The sequence below is a fragment of the Mycobacterium paraffinicum genome (genome assembly GCF_001907675.1).
Lineage (GTDB): Bacteria > Actinomycetota > Actinomycetes > Mycobacteriales > Mycobacteriaceae > Mycobacterium > Mycobacterium paraffinicum_A.
Genome location: NZ_MPNT01000010.1, coordinates 42,156 through 56,926 on the forward strand (window position 1 = coordinate 42,156; position 14,771 = coordinate 56,926).

Here is a 14,771-nt window from a genome sequence, read left to right on the forward strand (position 1 = left end):
TCCAGCCACTGTTTTTACCGGGTGCGGTCGATGACGATGACGTGATGCACGCGCAGATCGTCTTGTACGACGGATTCGACCCCCTCGACGTCATCGCGCCGTTCGAAGTCCTGGCGGCGGGTAGCGAGCGCGTGGGAGGCGACCTGACGGTGACGCTGGTGTCGGCCGAGGGGCCACGCAGTGTCGTCGGCGGCACTCGCGGATTGGCGCTGACCGCCGCCGCGGCGCTCGATCCGTCCGAACGCGGCTGCGTGATCGTGCCCGGCGCGAGCGGTCCGATTGCCGGCGACCCGGACGACGGTGTCGAGACCATCCCGGTGCTGCTGGCCCGAGCGGCACAGACGGACCTGACGCCGTTGTTGCGGAAGGCATTCGACAACCCGGAGGTGACGGTGGCCGGCGTCTGTGGCGGGTCCGTGGTGATGGCGATGTCCGGCCTGATCGAGGGGCGCCACGCGGTGACTCATCACCTGGGCCTGGAGCTGCTCGAAGCCGCCGGTGTGCATGCGGTGGCGGCGCGCGTGGTCGACGACGGAGACCTGATCACGGCGGGCGGCGTCACCTCGGGGCTGGATCTGGCCCTGTACCTGCTGGACCGATGGTATGGCCCGCGAATCGCGCATGCCGTCGAGGGGCTCTTCGAGTACGAGCGTCGGGGCACCGTGTGGCGCCCGGCTGGGCGAGAACCGGTGGAGGCATAGGTGGGCATCGGCGGTGACTGGGACGTGGCGATCAAAACCCCGATCGGGACCCTGGCGGTGCGATATGCGTTCGCCGAGTTGCCGGACGGGCTGGCCGGCACGGCAACGTACAAGGGCGAGACAGTTCCCTTGCAGGACTTGACGAGTGGCCCGGCCGCCGAGGGCATGCGGTTGACCTGGCGTCAATCGGTGACCAAACCGATGCGGCTCAACCTATCATTCGACGTCGTGGTCGACGGGGATCGGATGGCCGGGCATTCCCGCGCGGGCCGGTTACCGCGGTCAGCGGTCTCCGGTATCCGCCTTTGATCCGGACGCCTCGATCAGCATCTCCCGCAGCCGGCCGGCGTCCACCTTGCCGGTGCCTCCGCGCGGGACGCCGTCATCGGATTCCAACAACAACCATGCCGTCGGAATCTTGAACGCGCTCAGCAGCTTTCGCGCACAACGACTCAGGTGATCGGCGGACACGTCCCCGTCACACACCACGGCCGCGCCCACGCGTTGGCCCGTCGTCCCCGGCACGCTGGTGACAAAAGCGCTCTGGACGCCCTGGATGGTGCGCAGCGCCCGTTCGACTTCGCTGGGATAAACGGTGGCGCCGCTGACCTTGAACATGTCGTCGGAGCGCCCGTGGTAGAACAGAAAGCCGCCCTCGTCGAGGCGGCCCAGGTCGCCGGTGGGGTAGAAGCCATCGACGGTGAACACCTCTTCTCGGCTGCGGCCGCAGAGGCCGCGCAGCGTGTGCGGACCCCGAATCTGGATCATGCCCACCGCCCCGGCCGGGACTGACGCACCGCTGTCGGTGTCGACGATGCGAACCTGCATGCCCGCGAAGGGCTTTCCGCAACTGCCCCAGGCGGGCGTGGGCATGTCGGTGTCGGCGGGATAGCCGCAGTACGGGCCGAACGCCTCGGTCATGCCGAACAAGGTGGCCCGCGCGCCGGGCTGAGCCCGCCGGTCGGGCGGGAGCAGCGCCTGCAGGCTCCCCGGCCGGAGGGCCGACAGGTCGGCGCCGACCGCGGCGGCGTGCCGGGCCAGCGTCTCGGCCTGGTCGGGCCAGCCGCGGAACAGCGTCACGCGCTCGGCTTCCAGCAGCCGCAGCGTGGTCTCCGGCCGCGGTGTCTCCTCGGTCACCAGGGTGGCGCCTGCCATCAGCGTCGACAGGATCCCGCTGCCGAAGCCGCCCACCCAGAAGAACGGCATCGGTAGATACAGCCGGGTGTCGGCGGAGATGCGGCGCGCGGCCAGACCCGACCGCACGGCGCCCAGCGCGCTGCCGTGAGAATGCATGACTCCCTTCGGCGCACCGCTGCTGCCGGAGGTGAACATGATGACCAACAGATCGGCTGCCGTGACCCTGCCCGTCATGGCATCGACGAGCCGGCGGGCCCGTTCGCCGGCGGTGGCATCGGCGAGCCGATCGGCCGTCCACACCTGGCGCAGGGCGGGAAGCTCGGTCCGCGGCGCCAGGTCGTCGAGATAGCGGTGCCCGCGGAACTCCTCGACGCTGATCAAGAACTGGACCGCGGCGGCCCGCAGTTGCGCGGCCAGTTCGCCCGCGGCGAGCAGGGTGCTCAACGGAACCAGCACGGCGCCGATGCGGGTCAGGGCGAGCGCCACCTCCACCCAGCGGGTGCCGTTGGGCATGATCAGCCCGACCCGGGTGCCCTTGCCGACGCCGGCCTCGACGAACACCGCGGCGAGATCCCTTGTGGCGGCGTCAAGTTGACCGTAACCGGTTCGCGATGTCGGGTCGATCACCATCGGCTTGTCGCCATAGAGCGCGGCCCGCGAACGCACCAACTCGTCGATCGTTGTCGAGTCAGGCATCGAGCAGCTTCCTCAGGTGCTGCCTGTCGACTTTGCCGCTGGAGAGCAGCGGCAGCTGGTCGCGCGAGAGGGCCAGGAACCGCCGGGGGATCTTGTATGCCGACAACTCCGTCTTCAGCCCGTCCCGCAGCGCCGCCTCGTCGAAGGCGGCGCCGTCGGGCACGACCACGACCGCACCGACCAGCTGTCCGCGCTGCGCGTCCGGGACGCCCATGACGTGGGCCGCCAACCCGCCGGTGACCTTGGCGATCGCCCTTTCCACCTCGTCGGCCGAGACATTGGCGCCCGCCGTCTTGATCATCGTGCTGAGCCGGCCGGCGTAATAGAAGAACCCGTCGGCGTCGGCGCGCACCAAATCCCCGGTGTGAAACCAACCGTCGGCGTCGAAGCAGTCCTCGCGACTGCGTCGGTAATAGCACTGCATCACGTACGGTCCGCGGATGCACAGCTCCCCGACCCTGCCGGCGGCGACCGCTAGTCCGGTTTCGGTGTCGACGATCCTGGTATCGAAGCCGGGTGCGGGTTTGCCGAACGATCCGCGCCTGGTCTCGGGTTGATCGGTTTCGTCGTCGCTGATCAGCACGACGCTGCCGGCTTCAGTCATGCCCAGCATGTTGTGCCGGAGCTCGGGATCGGCCGGTCGGACCTCGGGTGCCATGATCGGGTACAGGTTGCCGCGACGCATCGATGACAGATCCCGGCGCGGGAAGCTCGGATGGTCGGCCAGGTGCGCGATCCCGGCGCTGAAACCGTTGGTCAGGGTGGGTTTTTCGGTTTCCAGCAAGTCGAGCGTCTTCCCGGCGTCCTCCGCGTTGGAGCACACCAGCGTGGAGCCGGCGACCAAGGTGGCGAGCAATCCGAACGCGAGGCCGCCGATCCAGAAGAACGGCGAATTGCAGAACAGCTTGTCCTCAGCCGTCAAACCGCGAACGTCGTTCAGGTTGCGCTGGTGCTCGAGCAGGGCGCCGTGCGTGTGCACGACGCCCTTGGGGGCGCTGCTGGAGCCGGACGTGTACACGATGGCCAGGGGATCGCAGCCCCGGACGTCATCTTGCGTCGCCGCCAGCAACTCGAGGGTCACGGTGTCGGCCAGCCGGTAGAACCGGTCGATGTCGCGGATGCGCCGCACCGCACCGGGCTGGTAGCTGATGCCGACCTGCCGCAGTTGGGGTGCGGCCGGGGCCAAGAGCCGGCAGTCGGATTCGAAATCGGGGTCCGACAGCACCTGTTCGAGCCGTTGCACGTAGTCGTGGGCGCGGAAAGATGCGGCGCTCAGCAGGATTTCGACGTCGCTGTCGCGCAGCTGCTCGTGCATCTCACGGGCGGTGACGAAGGTGGAAAAGGGAACCACCACGGCGCCGATGCGCGCCGCCGCCAGCATCGCGACGACGAAATCCGCGCCGTTGGGGTAGAGCAGGCCGACATGGGTGCCCTTGCCCGCGCCGACCGCGATCAGCCCGCGGGCGAGATCGGCCGAGCGGACCTCGGCTTGGCCGTAACTGATCCGTTCACCGTCGCAGATCAGCAGCGGATGTTCCCCGCGTGCACGGGCCCGGCGCGTCAGGACCTCGCCGACCGTCGGGCTGTCACCGGGCATGGTCACTGTGGGTGGCGGCGGTGCTGAAGAAGCGCTGGACCGCGCCCAAATCGGCCTTGCCCGACGGGGTCCGCGGGATGGTGTCGACGATCGCTATCTCGCTGGGAATCTCGTAGCGCGCCAGCCGTGTTCCGAGGAATTCCACCAGCGCGTCGGCGTCGACGGATGCGGGCCCGCGCAACTCCACCATCGCGACCGGCGTCGCGCCGAGACGCTCGTCGGACCGGCCGACCACCGCCGCGCCCGCCACCGCCGGGTGGCTCTCCAGGGCGGCGCGGACGTCGTCGGGCATCACCTTGAACCCACCGCGGATGATGGCCTGATCGGCGCGCCCGACGATCCAGACGAAGCCGTCCGCGTCGATGCGCGCCATGTCCGTGGTCCGCATCCACTGGGCCGACGGCCCGAGCTGACCCGGCTTGACCTCGAGCAGACCGACCCGGTCGGCGCCCAGCGGGGTGCCGTCGTCCGCGACCACCCGCAACTGCGCACCCGGGTTGGCGCGGCCGACGCTGCCCCGTTTGGTGGCCCAATGCCGTTGGTAATCCGGCAACGTCCAGCCGGCGACACCGCCACCGAATTCCATTGCGGCGTAGGAGGTCAGCACGGGTATGCCGTATTTGGCGGTGAAGGCGTCGGCGTCGTCAGGCGTCAGCGGGGCGGTGCCGCAGGTGACCGCGCGGATGCTCTCCAGGTCGGCCCGCGGCACGTCGGAGTGCAACACCGTTCGGAGGGCGGCGGGTACCAGCGACACCGTCCGCGGCCGGTGCCTGCGCACCGCGTCGACCCACGCGTTCAGCTCGAAGCGTTCGAGCAGGGCGAACGGCCGCGCGTCGGCGATGCATTGCAGCACTCGGAACACCCCACCGATGTGCACCAGCGGGGAGTTGACGATCGCGACGCCGCGGCGTAGCTCCGTCGGCGCTGCGGCGCGGCCGGGTTCGGCGCCCATCACGCTGTGCGCCAGCATGTCGTAGCCGAGGTCGATCCTCTTGGGCGGGCCGGTCGTACCGCTGGTCAGCATTCGTACCGCGACCCCGGACCCTGGGCGGGCCTGGAACGCAGCAGGAGTCGGCGAGCGGCCGGCCGGGTTGGCGTCCAACCGGCCCGAAATCGGCACCGTCGTGGCGTGGCTCGTCGGGGGCAGCAGTGTGGTCAGATCGTCGCTTTCCCCGACGATCAGCGAGAGCCGGAGTCCGGCAATGTCGGTCTTGGTGCGCTCGTCGCCGCGAGCCGGGTTGATCACGACGACCGTTCCGCCGCCCAGTAGCACCCCGAGAAACGCGGCGACCTGACCGGGCCTGTTGCGCAGCAGCATCCCGACGTCGGGCCCACGCTCGGCGACGAGACAGGCGATGCGCTGTGCCATGGCGCCGACCGTGGCCCAGGAGATCCATTGGCCGTCATACTCGATGGCGTGCGCCGCTGGCTGCAGGCCGAGGACATCAGCGATGCGGCGACTGAGCGGGTGGGCAGGCATCAGCGGGTCTTCGGGGTGCGCGCCGCACCTTCGCCGTCGGCCTGCTGGGCGGCGAGCTCGGCGGTGCCGAGCGGATTGCCCAGCCGGGTATAGATCAGCCCCTGCTCGAGGGCCGCCCGATACGGCTTGTCGAGCGATTCCCAGATCGCCTTCACCGTGCCCTGAGTCGCGGTCGGGGGCTTGGCGGCGATGGTCGCGGCGATCTCGTGCGCGCGGTCCCAAAGCCGGTCGGCGGCGACTACCTCCGAGACCATCCCGATCCGTAGGGCGGTTGCGGCGCCGACCCGTTCGTCGTTACCCATCAGCGCGATGCGCAGTGTCTCGCCCAAGCCGATGCGCCTCATCAACCCGATCGGTTCCAAGGCGCAGACCAGGCCGGCCGATACGTGCGAGTCGAAGAACGTGGCGTCCTCGGAGCAGATGACCACGTCCGATTCGTTGATGAAGTAGAACGCGCCAGCGGTGCACATGCCCTGAACGGCGCACACGACCGGCTTCCACATCTTCTGCCACTTGGGGCTGAGCGACTCGCCGGGATCTTCGTGATTCCAGACGTTTTCGGGTTGCCCGTATGGCGTCTTGATATCCAGCCCGGCGCTGAACGCACGATCGCCGGCCGCCCTCAGCACCACCGCGTTCACCGAGTCGTCGAGTTTGACCGTGCGCCAGGCGTGGGCCATCTCCTCACACATGGTGCGGTTGAACGCGTTCAGCTGGCCCGGCCGGTTCAGCGTGATCGTCGCGACCCGGTCGGTCTCGTCGACCTCGAGCAGGATGGTTTCGAACGTCATCGACATTGCCAATCCGGCTTGCGTTTCTCCATGAAGGCCTTCGGCCCTTCGGCCGCGTCCTCGGTGCGCAACACGCGCTCGCGGAACGTCTCGGCCATGATCTCGGCCTCGTGCAGCGGCACATTGAGGCCCTTGACGATGGCCAGCCGAGTTCCCCGGACCGCCAGTGGCGCATTGGAGTTGACGATCTCGGCGATCTCGCGCGCCCGCTCCAGAAGACGGTCGTGCTCCACGACCTCGCTGATCAGGCCGAGCTCGTAGGCGCGTTGTGCGCCCATCCGCTCGTGCTTGCCCATCAACGCCATTCGCAAGGCGATCGAGCGGGGCAGAACGCGCGACACCCGCACCATCTCGCGTCCGGCCACCAACCCGATGCTCACATGTGGATCGAAGAAAGTGGCTTGTTCCGAGGCGATTACGATGTCCGACGTGGTTACCCAGTCCATACCGGCGCCGCAGCACAACCCGTTGACCGCGGTAAGCACGGGCTTGGCGGCCGTGCGGAACGGCGGGGTGCCCTCCTGCGGCGCCTCCCATTGGTCGTAGGTCGACAGGTACGGGCGCTCGTAGATCACCTTGCCGTCTTCGGGGATGGTTTTGACGTCGGCGCCCGTGCAGAACGCGCGGCCCGTGCCGGTCACGATGGTCAGCCACACCTTGTCGTCGCTCTCGGCCTCGTCGTATGCGGCCCGCAGTTCGGTGATCATGTGCGGACTGAGCGCGTTGAGGGCATCGGGGCGGTTCAGCGTGATGGTGGCGGTGTGCCCGTCGACCTCGTAGGTGATGGTGTCGAACGAGTCAGTAGGCATCCTGCTCCCTCATCTGCCCTGGAACTTCGGCGCGCGCCGTTGGCGGAAGGCTTCCAAGCCCTCCTTGAAATCTGCTGTTCGGCAGGAGAGTTCGAGGTTGAAGAGCTCCTGGGTCATCGATTCGCTTAGCGTCGCGTGCTGGCCGAAGCTCAGCGCCTGCTTGGCCAACCCCATCGCCGCCGTCGGCCCGGAGGCCAGGCGCTCAAGCAACTCATCGGCGGCGGCGTCGAGCCCACCGGGACTCACCGCCTGGTGGATCAATCCCCAGTCCGCCGCGTCGACGGCGCTGACCTTCTCGCCCAGCAACAGCATTCGCCTGGCACGGGCGACGCCGACCAGCCTGGGCAGCAGCCAGGTGGCGCCCGAATCGGGGCTGAAGCCGCGGTCGATGAAGGGCTCCCAGAACACCGCGTCGGTGGCGGCGATGGTGAAGTCGGCGGCCAGCGCGAGGTTGCAGCCGAACCCCGCGGCCCATCCCCGCACGCTGCACAGCACCGGCAACTGGACGCTCGCGACGAGTTCGATCACTCGGTGGGCGCCATGGGGGATCCGGCGCACCAGATCGCCGGTACGGGGCCGCTGCCGGTCGTTGGTGGCGACCCAGTCCACGCCGGCGCAGAAGTCATCGCCGCCCCGGATGTGGATTGCCCTAAGTGAATCGTCGACGGCGGCGGCCGTCAGCGCATCGACCAAATGCCCAATCATAGTGTCGCTCAACGAGTTACGCCGCGATGGCCGATCAAGCGCCATCCGCAACACCGCGCCGTCCCGGTGCACTGTCACCGAACCGTCGGCACCGGCCGCGTCGGCCCCCTGACTCACCGTCGGATCCGGCCTTTCTGCCGATACGGTTACCCATACAGTAGGGAATACGATTGATACGCTGTATAAGTTAGCAGGGTACGCTTCCGCCGGAAATAGCCGGGCCGGAAACCCAAGCGAAAAGAGATGAAGCATGGCCTTGCAGGAGGGCGCAGCCCGGCGGCCAGTCTCACCCGAGTCGACGCGCGCCGGCGACGCCAGGTTCGGCGAGCGGCCCCTGGCCCAGACCGTGGCCGCCGCCGGCGCCATGCGTCGCCTGAGCTCACTGCTGGTCTCACTCGAACATCCCCATCCCTCGGTCGACACCATGCTGGCGAAGTTCGCGGAGTGGGAGCGCGAGCTGTCCGCCCTGGCGCCGAAGGACAACGCGCCACGGATCGGTGAGCTCCCCGATGATCCCCGGCGCGTCTATCTCAACCATGCCACTGACATCGGTGCCTACAACCCTTGCTTTCCGGAATACCGGTTCGACGACCTCGATGCCGACAAGGCGACCGGGCGAATCAACTTTCCCCTGGTCTACGAGGGTCCACCGGGGTTGGTGCACGGAGGCTTTCTGGGCGTTTTCTTCGACTGCGTCATTCAGCACCACAATTGCGTCACCGGCCTGTCCGGGAAAACCCGGTCGCTCGGGGTGACGTTTCGCCGGCCGACGCCGGTGTTGACCGAGCTGCGGTTCGACATCGCTCGCTCGCAGATCGAACGCGGCATCATCTCGACGGCGCGGCTCCTGCTCGACGACGAAGTGCTCTGCACCGGCGAGGTGAACACGTTGGCGTCACCGCCGGAAAAGCTCGCCGGGTTTCAATTCGGCAAGCGGCGAAAGGAATCCGATAATGAGCAGCCCGAACGCCTCGGATGATCGTGTGCTGTTCGAGGTCGACCACGACCGCCGCATCGCAACGATCACGCTGAACAATCCGGCGCAACGCAATTCGTATGACGCCGCGATGCGCGAGGCCGTCGCCCGCTGTCTGGACCAAGTAGCCGAGGACGACGACCTGACGGTGGTGCTGTTGCGCGGTGCCGGTGGCGTCTTCTCCGCCGGGGCAGACATGAACAATGCCTATGGCTGGTACGGCAAGCAAGGCCAAGGGGACGGCGGCGACCCGCCGGCCAAGCGCCGCCCCAGTCAGCGCCGGCGACTCACCGTCGACCGCAAGTCTTTTGCCTTCTACCACAACTTCATGGGCTTCCCCAAAGTCACGGTGGGCGAGATCGCCGGCTATGCGCTCGGCGGCGGCTTCGAGATGGCGCTGATGACCGACATCTCCGTGATTGCGCGCGACACGAAGATCGGGATGCCGGCGACCCGCTTCCTCGGCCCGGCGCTCGGCAGCCTGCACATGTTCTTCCATCGACTGGGACCGGTGCTCGCCCGGCGGCTGCTGCTGACCGGGGACGTCATCGAGGCAGGCCAGCTTGAGCATCTCGGAATCTTCACCGACACATGCGATTCCGCCGCCGTGCCCGCCCGGGCGCAATATTGGGCCGAGAAGGCGGCAAAGATGCCCGCCGACGGGGTGGTTATCGCCAAGGAGGCTTTCCGTCTGGTCGAACAGAGTCAGGCATACCAGGGCGAGGAAGTCGCCAGCTACCTCTTCCACGCCTTCGGCACCAACCTGCAATTCGGCCCGGACGAGTTCAACTTCGTCAAGACCCGCGCGCAGCACGGAACCAAGGAAGCGTTCCGGCTCCGCGACGAATACTTCGACGTGCCCGAACCGGAGGTTTAACAAGCCGATTCGGTGTCGGGCTAACGCGCGACGGGGGCCTTGGTCCGCGCCCGCGACCCGGGCGCCTTGGCGGCCTTGCGCGTCCGTGACGGCGCCACCTTTCCGCTTTTCGCCCCCTTGCCCTCCTCGATCAACCGACTGGCGTGATCGAGGATGCAACCGAGGCCGTATTCGAAATTGGTCTCGTCTGGGGCGCCGATCCGGTGACCGATCCCGCTCACCTGCGCCAGCAGCGGGGTCTTCTCCGGGTCGATGGCGACGGCGTCCTCGATGGCGCGCGCGCCCTCACCGGAGGATTGGTTCTTTTCGTACAGCCGCTGCAGCACCACCGATCCGCGTACGTGCACCGAAACCGCCGAGTAGGTGTCGAAGGCATCCTCGGGCGACAGGCCGGCTTCGACGAGGTTGGCGACGGCCTTCTCCATCTCCTCGGCGCCCAGCCGTGCCGCCTTCGGGCTGAGCGCGGCCCGAATCAAAATCAGGTCGCACAGAATTGGGTTGCCCATGAAGGTCTTCCGCATCAGGCGCGCATGGTTGCGCAACGTCTCGCGCCAGTCGCTGGCCTCGACGTAGGGAGTGGCGAAGACATACTTGCTCAACGCGCGATCGGTCATCGCGTTGAGTAGGTCGTCCTTCTTGCGGAAGTACCAGTAGATACTGGTGACGCCGACGCCGAGATGTTTGCCTAGTAGCGGCATACTCAAGTTGTCGATCGAGACTTGCTCCGCGAGTTCGAATGCGCCACTGATGATGTCATCGGGATTGATGGATCCGCGTTCGCGTCGCTGACGCTTGTCGGCGGTGGCCTGCTTTGCCACTACGGGCACCTCCATCACGATGTATCCTGTGCATGCGGTCGGAGAGCCGCGCCAACTCACCTGCGCATACGTAGGCGTGTCGCCGTTCGACGATGGCCGTCAACCGGGCTTCCGAACGCTTTTCCATCTGCTACTGTAATACCTATCGTAGGCTTTTTGGTAACAAGGCTGGACGGGCGAAGATGACCGCGCACAAGCCATTGAACGAGTCACCCACTGAGCCACGGGAATTGCCATGGATTTAGGCCCGGCGAATGCCGCAACGGTTGACGACCCCTACGCGCTGATGGAGACCATGGCCAAGCACTTTGGCCACCTGGCGCACATGCCCCGGGGCAGGCCTGCCGGAGGAGGTCGGGCCGGTGGTCGCCTTCCTCGCGTCGTGGCGCAACTCGTACATGACCGGGGTCAACATCAACGTCGACGGCGGTTCGGACTTCACCTGACCGCCTGGATCTAAAAGAAGCTCGGCTAGAGAAGAAGGGGTGGACCGTGGCGACGGCAAGCGAGGCGCGCGCCTGGGCGCGCGGGGCACTCCGGGGAATAGGCGACTCCCTCTACACGCCGTTCTGCGGCCCGGACGGAGACGACATCGACTGGGAGGCATATCGGACGCTGGTCCGCTACTGCGTGGGCGACCTCGGTCATCCGATGTTGTGGTGCACCAGCGGGCTCTCCGAATTCTGGTCGTTGACCCTCGACGAGCGAAAGCGCTTGCTGGAGGTCGCAATCGAAGAGGGGCGCGCCGCCAACCCCGACGTCGTCGTGCAAGCGTGCACGGCGGCCCTCTCGGCGAAGGACTGCCTGGACCTGACGCTGCATGCCCAGGAGGCGGGCGCCGACATCGTCTACATCCAGACACCCATGATGGAGGTGCACGGCGGCGAGGGTGTGCTGCGGTTCTTCAAATACATCGCCTCGCGCACCGACATCGCCCTGGGCATGTTCAACTCGCCGTCTTCCGGCTATGTGCTGACTGCAGCTGAAAGCGCGCGGATCTACGACGAGGTGCCGGCGGTGTGCGCCACCAAGGAGGGCGCCTTCCGGCCGGCGAGCAGCCGCCTGCTGCACGAGCTGGCGCCCGGCCTGGTGCTGTGGGAGTGCGACAAGACGGTGTACCGCGCGGGTTGGCTGCGTGACGGGATCGTGTGCCCCGCGCAGCTAGGCACCACGGGCTACCTGTTCGAGACGCCGCAGCGGAGATTGTTTTCCGAGTACTGGGATTTGGTGCAAAGCGACAAACTGCTGGAGGCGATGGACTTCGGCCGCGAGTCGGGCCTGGACCGCTTCGACCTCGACGTCGGATCTTGGTGGACGTGCTATCCCGGGCGGCCCGACTATTTCACGCATTGGGGCGGCGCGTTCAAGTACGCCGCCTCGCTACTCGGATTGCCGACCGGCGCCTACCCGCATTCGCGCCCGCCCCAAGCGGAGCTGCCGCCAGAAGCCAAGTCGCAGATCGAGGAGGCGTATCGCCGCCTCGGGCTCGTCCAAGCGTAGCGGCTCGGCAAAAGGCCTGCGTCCCAGGCCGACTGGCGAGCAAGGGCCCGGCCAACCGGTGACCGGGCCCTTGCCACCCCATTTTTCTTACTGCTGTTCGGCCTTCTCGCGCGCCTCCGCGGTTTTGGCCTTGGCCCGCGCCTTCTCGGCGGCGGCTTCCTTCTTCGCCGCGCTCCGTTGCGCGTCGGCCTTGTCCTGCTGGGCCTCGCCCTCGTTGATCAGATCGTTGCGGCCGATGATCGTTCCGACGATCTCCTTGGCCTTTCCGAAGACAGCCTCCACGATGCCCTGGATGGCCTCGACCGGACCGCTCTTGATGTCCACCATTGCTTTCCCCTCCCTGCTAGTGGGTATCTCTGTTGGCTTTCCCAATTCGGCGGTCGGGGAAAACGTGGTGTGGACGTGGTCCTCGCCACACCCCGGCCGCCGGCCGATCGGCGGCCCGGTATCGCGTACTCGAAGGAGCGGTTCAGCAAGCAGAAAGCCGCTGCTCGGCCAGGGTTCGCAGGGGCGTGGCGGCGGTTGTGGAAAACAGTACCGATAGGTATACAGTATGCGTACAAAATACCGCGGGATTCGTCGCCCATCGTGAGGAGGTATCGGGGGTTATGTCCGGCAGCGACGGCGCTTCCGAGGACGCAGTGCTCTACGAGGCCACCGGCAGCGGCGTCGCGATTCTGACCTTCAACCGGCCGGACCGTCTCAACGCCTGGGGCCCGGACATCGCCGCCGGCTTCTACTCCGCGATCGACCGGGCCGAACAGGACCCGGCCATCCGGGTGATCGTGCTGACCGGACGGGGCAAGGGTTTTTGCGCCGGCGCGTATCTGGGCGCGCCGAGTTCCGCGCCGACCTTCGGCGACACGATGGAGAAGGCGAGCGGGGCCAATCTCGCCGACTTGGTGGGCGAGCGGCCACCGCACTTCGTGACCACATTGCGCAAGCCCGTCATCGCGGCCGTCAACGGCGCTTGTGTCGGCATCGGTCTGACGCAGGCGTTGATGTGCGACGTCCGGTTCGCGTCCGCCGGAGCCAAATTCGCCGCGGTCTTCGCCCGCCGCGGGCTGATCGCCGAGTTCGGCATCTCCTGGATACTCCCGCGCCTGACCACGTGGGGCGTCGCCTTGGATCTGCTGTTGAGTGGCCGCACCTTCCTCGCCGAAGAGGCGGCCGAACTCGGCCTGGTCAAGGAAGTGGTCGCCCCCGAGGATTTGATGAAGCGTGCGCTGGACTATGCGGAGGACATCGCCCGCAATTGTTCGCCGGCTTCGATGGAAGTGATCAAAAGACAGGTGTACGGGGACGCCACCCGCGACGTCGTCGATGCCACGTCGCGCGCCGAGGCGTTGCTGCACGAGGCGATGCCGCGGCCGGACGTCGTCGAAGGCATCACCAGCTTCCTCGAGAAGCGGCCTCCCCGATTTCCCTCGCTCAACTCGACCGACGCTTAGTGTTCGCCGGTAACGCCCGAAAGGAAGATCATGGCCAGTTTGGGTTATAAGGCGATCGACGTCGACAACCACTACTACGAGCCCCTGGACGCGTTCACCCGCCACCTCGACAAGGCGTTCAAGAGCCGCGGCGTCCAGATGGTCACTCAGGGCAAGCGCACTCTGGCCGTGATCGGCGGTCGCGTCAACAACTTCGTGCCGAACCCCACGTTCGACCCGATCATCGTGCCGGGTTGCCTGGATCTATTGTTCCGCGGTGAGATTCCCGAAGGCGTCGACCCGGCGTCGCTGATGAAGGTCGAGCGGCTCGCCGAGCATCCGGAGTACCAGAATCGCGACGCTCGGGTCGCGGTGATGGACACCCAGGACATCGAAACCGTAGTCATGCTGCCGACTTTCGCGTGCGGGGTGGAGGAGGCGCTCAAGCACGACATCGAGGCGACGATGGCGTCGGTGCACGCGTTCAACCTGTGGCTCGACGAGGACTGGGGCTTCGACCGACCGGATCACCGCATCATTGCCGCGCCGATCATCTCGCTGGCCGATCCGGCGAAGGCGTTGGAAGAGGTGGAGTTCGTGTTGGGGCGCGGCGCCAAGCTGGTGCTGGTGCGCCCGGCGCCGGTGCCCGGCCTGGTCAAGCCGCGCTCGTTGGGGCATCCCAGCCATGACCCGGTGTGGGCCCGGCTGGCCGAGGCGGGAGTCCCGGTCGGATTCCACCTCAGCGACAGCGGCTATCTGCACATCGCGGCCGCGTGGGGCGGTAAGGCGACGTTCGAGGGGTTCGGCGCGAAGGACCCGCTGGATAACGTGCTGCTCGATGACCGCGCCATCCACGACACGATGGCCTCGATGATCGTGCACGGCGTGTTCACCCGCCATCCGAAGCTCAAGGCGGTCAGCATCGAGAACGGCTCCTACTTCGTCCACCGGCTGATCAAGCGGTTGAAGAAGGCGGCCAACACCCAGCCCCGCGACTTTCCCGAGGATCCGGTCGAGCAGCTGCGCAACAACGTATGGATCGCCCCCTACTACGAGGACGACCTGGCCGAGCTGGCCAGTGTGATCGGCATGGACAAGATCTTGTTCGGTTCCGACTGGCCGCACGGCGAGGGTCTCGAGACGCCGGTCTCGTTCGCCGAGGAGCTCACCGGCTTCAGCGAAGCTGACATCCGAAAAGTGATGCGCGACAACGCTCTCGACCTGCTCGGCGTTCCGGTCGCCTCGGCCATCTAG

The 14,771-nt window shown here is 67.0% G+C and carries 15 protein-coding genes and 1 pseudogene; 8 read left to right on the top strand and 8 right to left on the bottom strand.

What is annotated here, in order from left to right; genetic code table 11:
• Positions 1–44: 44 nt before the first annotated feature.
• Positions 45–701 (top strand): DJ-1/PfpI family protein, encoded by a 657-nt coding sequence (locus BRW65_RS12895; RefSeq protein WP_073875392.1) that lies wholly within the window; start codon positions 45–47, stop codon positions 699–701.
• A complete protein-coding gene (locus BRW65_RS12900; RefSeq protein ID WP_073875163.1) occupies positions 702–1,010 on the top strand; it encodes a hypothetical protein in 309 nt (102 codons plus the stop codon). It begins immediately after the preceding gene.
• Here the strand turns inward: BRW65_RS12900 and BRW65_RS12905 are convergent.
• Genes BRW65_RS12905 through BRW65_RS12930 form a run of 6 tightly spaced genes read right to left on the bottom strand, consistent with a single transcriptional unit; the run spans position 984 to position 8,033 of the window.
• Positions 984–2,534, bottom strand: coding sequence for a class I adenylate-forming enzyme family protein (locus BRW65_RS12905; RefSeq protein ID WP_073875165.1), 1,551 nt, complete (start codon positions 2,532–2,534; stop codon positions 984–986). The two genes, BRW65_RS12900 and BRW65_RS12905, sit on opposite strands and share 27 nt — an antisense overlap.
• Positions 2,527–4,131, bottom strand: a complete 1,605-nt coding sequence (locus BRW65_RS12910; protein WP_073875167.1) for a class I adenylate-forming enzyme family protein — start codon at positions 4,129–4,131, stop codon at positions 2,527–2,529. The genes BRW65_RS12905 and BRW65_RS12910 overlap by 8 nt, the downstream gene beginning before the upstream one ends.
• Positions 4,121–5,611, bottom strand: a complete 1,491-nt coding sequence (locus tag BRW65_RS12915; RefSeq protein ID WP_073875169.1) for a class I adenylate-forming enzyme family protein — start codon at positions 5,609–5,611, stop codon at positions 4,121–4,123. Before BRW65_RS12915 ends, BRW65_RS12910 begins: the two co-directional genes overlap by 11 nt.
• The gene (locus tag BRW65_RS12920) at positions 5,611–6,408 is read right to left on the bottom strand and encodes an enoyl-CoA hydratase/isomerase family protein (RefSeq protein ID WP_073875171.1); all 798 of its coding nucleotides are present in this window, start codon (positions 6,406–6,408) and stop codon (positions 5,611–5,613) included. Before BRW65_RS12920 ends, BRW65_RS12915 begins: the two co-directional genes overlap by 1 nt.
• The gene (locus BRW65_RS12925; RefSeq protein ID WP_073875173.1) at positions 6,399–7,211 is read right to left on the bottom strand and encodes an enoyl-CoA hydratase/isomerase family protein; all 813 of its coding nucleotides are present in this window, start codon (positions 7,209–7,211) and stop codon (positions 6,399–6,401) included. The genes BRW65_RS12920 and BRW65_RS12925 overlap by 10 nt, the downstream gene beginning before the upstream one ends.
• A 9-nt stretch (positions 7,212–7,220) precedes the next feature.
• The gene (locus BRW65_RS12930) at positions 7,221–8,033 is read right to left on the bottom strand and encodes an enoyl-CoA hydratase/isomerase family protein (RefSeq protein ID WP_073875175.1); all 813 of its coding nucleotides are present in this window, start codon (positions 8,031–8,033) and stop codon (positions 7,221–7,223) included.
• A 133-nt stretch (positions 8,034–8,166) separates the two neighbouring features.
• Here BRW65_RS12930 and BRW65_RS12935 point away from each other — a divergent pair, with 133 nt between their 5' ends.
• Both BRW65_RS12935 and BRW65_RS12940 read left to right on the top strand, forming a co-directional pair.
• The gene (locus BRW65_RS12935; protein ID WP_073875178.1) at positions 8,167–8,895 is read left to right on the top strand and encodes a hypothetical protein; all 729 of its coding nucleotides are present in this window, start codon (positions 8,167–8,169) and stop codon (positions 8,893–8,895) included.
• Complete coding sequence (locus BRW65_RS12940) at positions 8,870–9,769, top strand: enoyl-CoA hydratase/isomerase family protein (protein ID WP_073875180.1); 900 nt, start codon at positions 8,870–8,872, stop codon at positions 9,767–9,769. Before BRW65_RS12935 ends, BRW65_RS12940 begins: the two co-directional genes overlap by 26 nt.
• A gap of 20 nt (positions 9,770–9,789) precedes the next feature.
• Here BRW65_RS12940 and BRW65_RS12945 read toward each other — a convergent pair whose 3' ends face one another.
• Positions 9,790–10,602, bottom strand: coding sequence for a TetR/AcrR family transcriptional regulator (locus BRW65_RS12945; RefSeq protein WP_073875182.1), 813 nt, complete (start codon positions 10,600–10,602; stop codon positions 9,790–9,792).
• 226 nt (positions 10,603–10,828) lie between these two features.
• Between BRW65_RS12945 and BRW65_RS12950 the strand changes: the two are divergent.
• Both BRW65_RS12950 and BRW65_RS12955 read left to right on the top strand, forming a co-directional pair.
• Positions 10,829–11,033, top strand: a pseudogene (locus tag BRW65_RS12950) (SDR family oxidoreductase); the annotation flags it as partial.
• 46 nt (positions 11,034–11,079) lie between these two features.
• A complete protein-coding gene (locus BRW65_RS12955) occupies positions 11,080–12,087 on the top strand; it encodes a dihydrodipicolinate synthase family protein (protein WP_073875184.1) in 1,008 nt (335 codons plus the stop codon).
• 87 nt (positions 12,088–12,174) lie between these two features.
• Here the strand turns inward: BRW65_RS12955 and mbp1 are convergent, their stop codons facing one another.
• Complete coding sequence (gene mbp1, locus BRW65_RS12960; RefSeq protein WP_073875186.1) at positions 12,175–12,414, bottom strand: microaggregate-binding protein 1; 240 nt, start codon at positions 12,412–12,414, stop codon at positions 12,175–12,177.
• A 281-nt stretch (positions 12,415–12,695) separates the two neighbouring features.
• On the opposite strand from mbp1, the gene BRW65_RS12965 reads away from it, so the two are divergent.
• Both BRW65_RS12965 and BRW65_RS12970 read left to right on the top strand, forming a co-directional pair.
• Positions 12,696–13,538: an enoyl-CoA hydratase gene (locus BRW65_RS12965; protein WP_073875188.1), complete on the top strand. Its 843-nt coding sequence runs from the start codon at positions 12,696–12,698 to the stop codon at positions 13,536–13,538.
• 30 nt (positions 13,539–13,568) lie between these two features.
• Positions 13,569–14,771, top strand: coding sequence for an amidohydrolase family protein (locus BRW65_RS12970; RefSeq protein WP_073875190.1), 1,203 nt, complete (start codon positions 13,569–13,571; stop codon positions 14,769–14,771).

What these genes read in the sequence shown, in the direction of transcription:
- BRW65_RS12940 (WP_073875180.1), top strand. Translation starts at nt 8,870, where the DNA reads ATGAGCAGCCCGAACGCCTCGGATGATCGTGTGCTGTTCGAGGTCGAC.
- BRW65_RS12915 (WP_073875169.1), bottom strand. Translation starts at nt 5,611, where the DNA reads ATGCCTGCCCACCCGCTCAGTCGCCGCATCGCTGATGTCCTCGGCCTG.
- BRW65_RS12920 (WP_073875171.1), bottom strand. Translation starts at nt 6,408, where the DNA reads ATGTCGATGACGTTCGAAACCATCCTGCTCGAGGTCGACGAGACCGAC.
- BRW65_RS12935 (WP_073875178.1), top strand. Translation starts at nt 8,167, where the DNA reads ATGGCCTTGCAGGAGGGCGCAGCCCGGCGGCCAGTCTCACCCGAGTCG.
- BRW65_RS12965 (WP_073875188.1), top strand. Translation starts at nt 12,696, where the DNA reads ATGTCCGGCAGCGACGGCGCTTCCGAGGACGCAGTGCTCTACGAGGCC.
- BRW65_RS12945 (WP_073875182.1), bottom strand. Translation starts at nt 10,602, where the DNA reads ATGGAGGTGCCCGTAGTGGCAAAGCAGGCCACCGCCGACAAGCGTCAG.
- BRW65_RS12970 (WP_073875190.1), top strand. Translation starts at nt 13,569, where the DNA reads ATGGCCAGTTTGGGTTATAAGGCGATCGACGTCGACAACCACTACTAC.
- BRW65_RS12895 (WP_073875392.1), top strand. Translation starts at nt 45, where the DNA reads ATGCACGCGCAGATCGTCTTGTACGACGGATTCGACCCCCTCGACGTC.
- BRW65_RS12905 (WP_073875165.1), bottom strand. Translation starts at nt 2,534, where the DNA reads ATGCCTGACTCGACAACGATCGACGAGTTGGTGCGTTCGCGGGCCGCG.
- BRW65_RS12925 (WP_073875173.1), bottom strand. Translation starts at nt 7,211, where the DNA reads ATGCCTACTGACTCGTTCGACACCATCACCTACGAGGTCGACGGGCAC.
- mbp1 (WP_073875186.1), bottom strand. Translation starts at nt 12,414, where the DNA reads ATGGTGGACATCAAGAGCGGTCCGGTCGAGGCCATCCAGGGCATCGTG.
- BRW65_RS12910 (WP_073875167.1), bottom strand. Translation starts at nt 4,131, where the DNA reads ATGCCCGGTGACAGCCCGACGGTCGGCGAGGTCCTGACGCGCCGGGCC.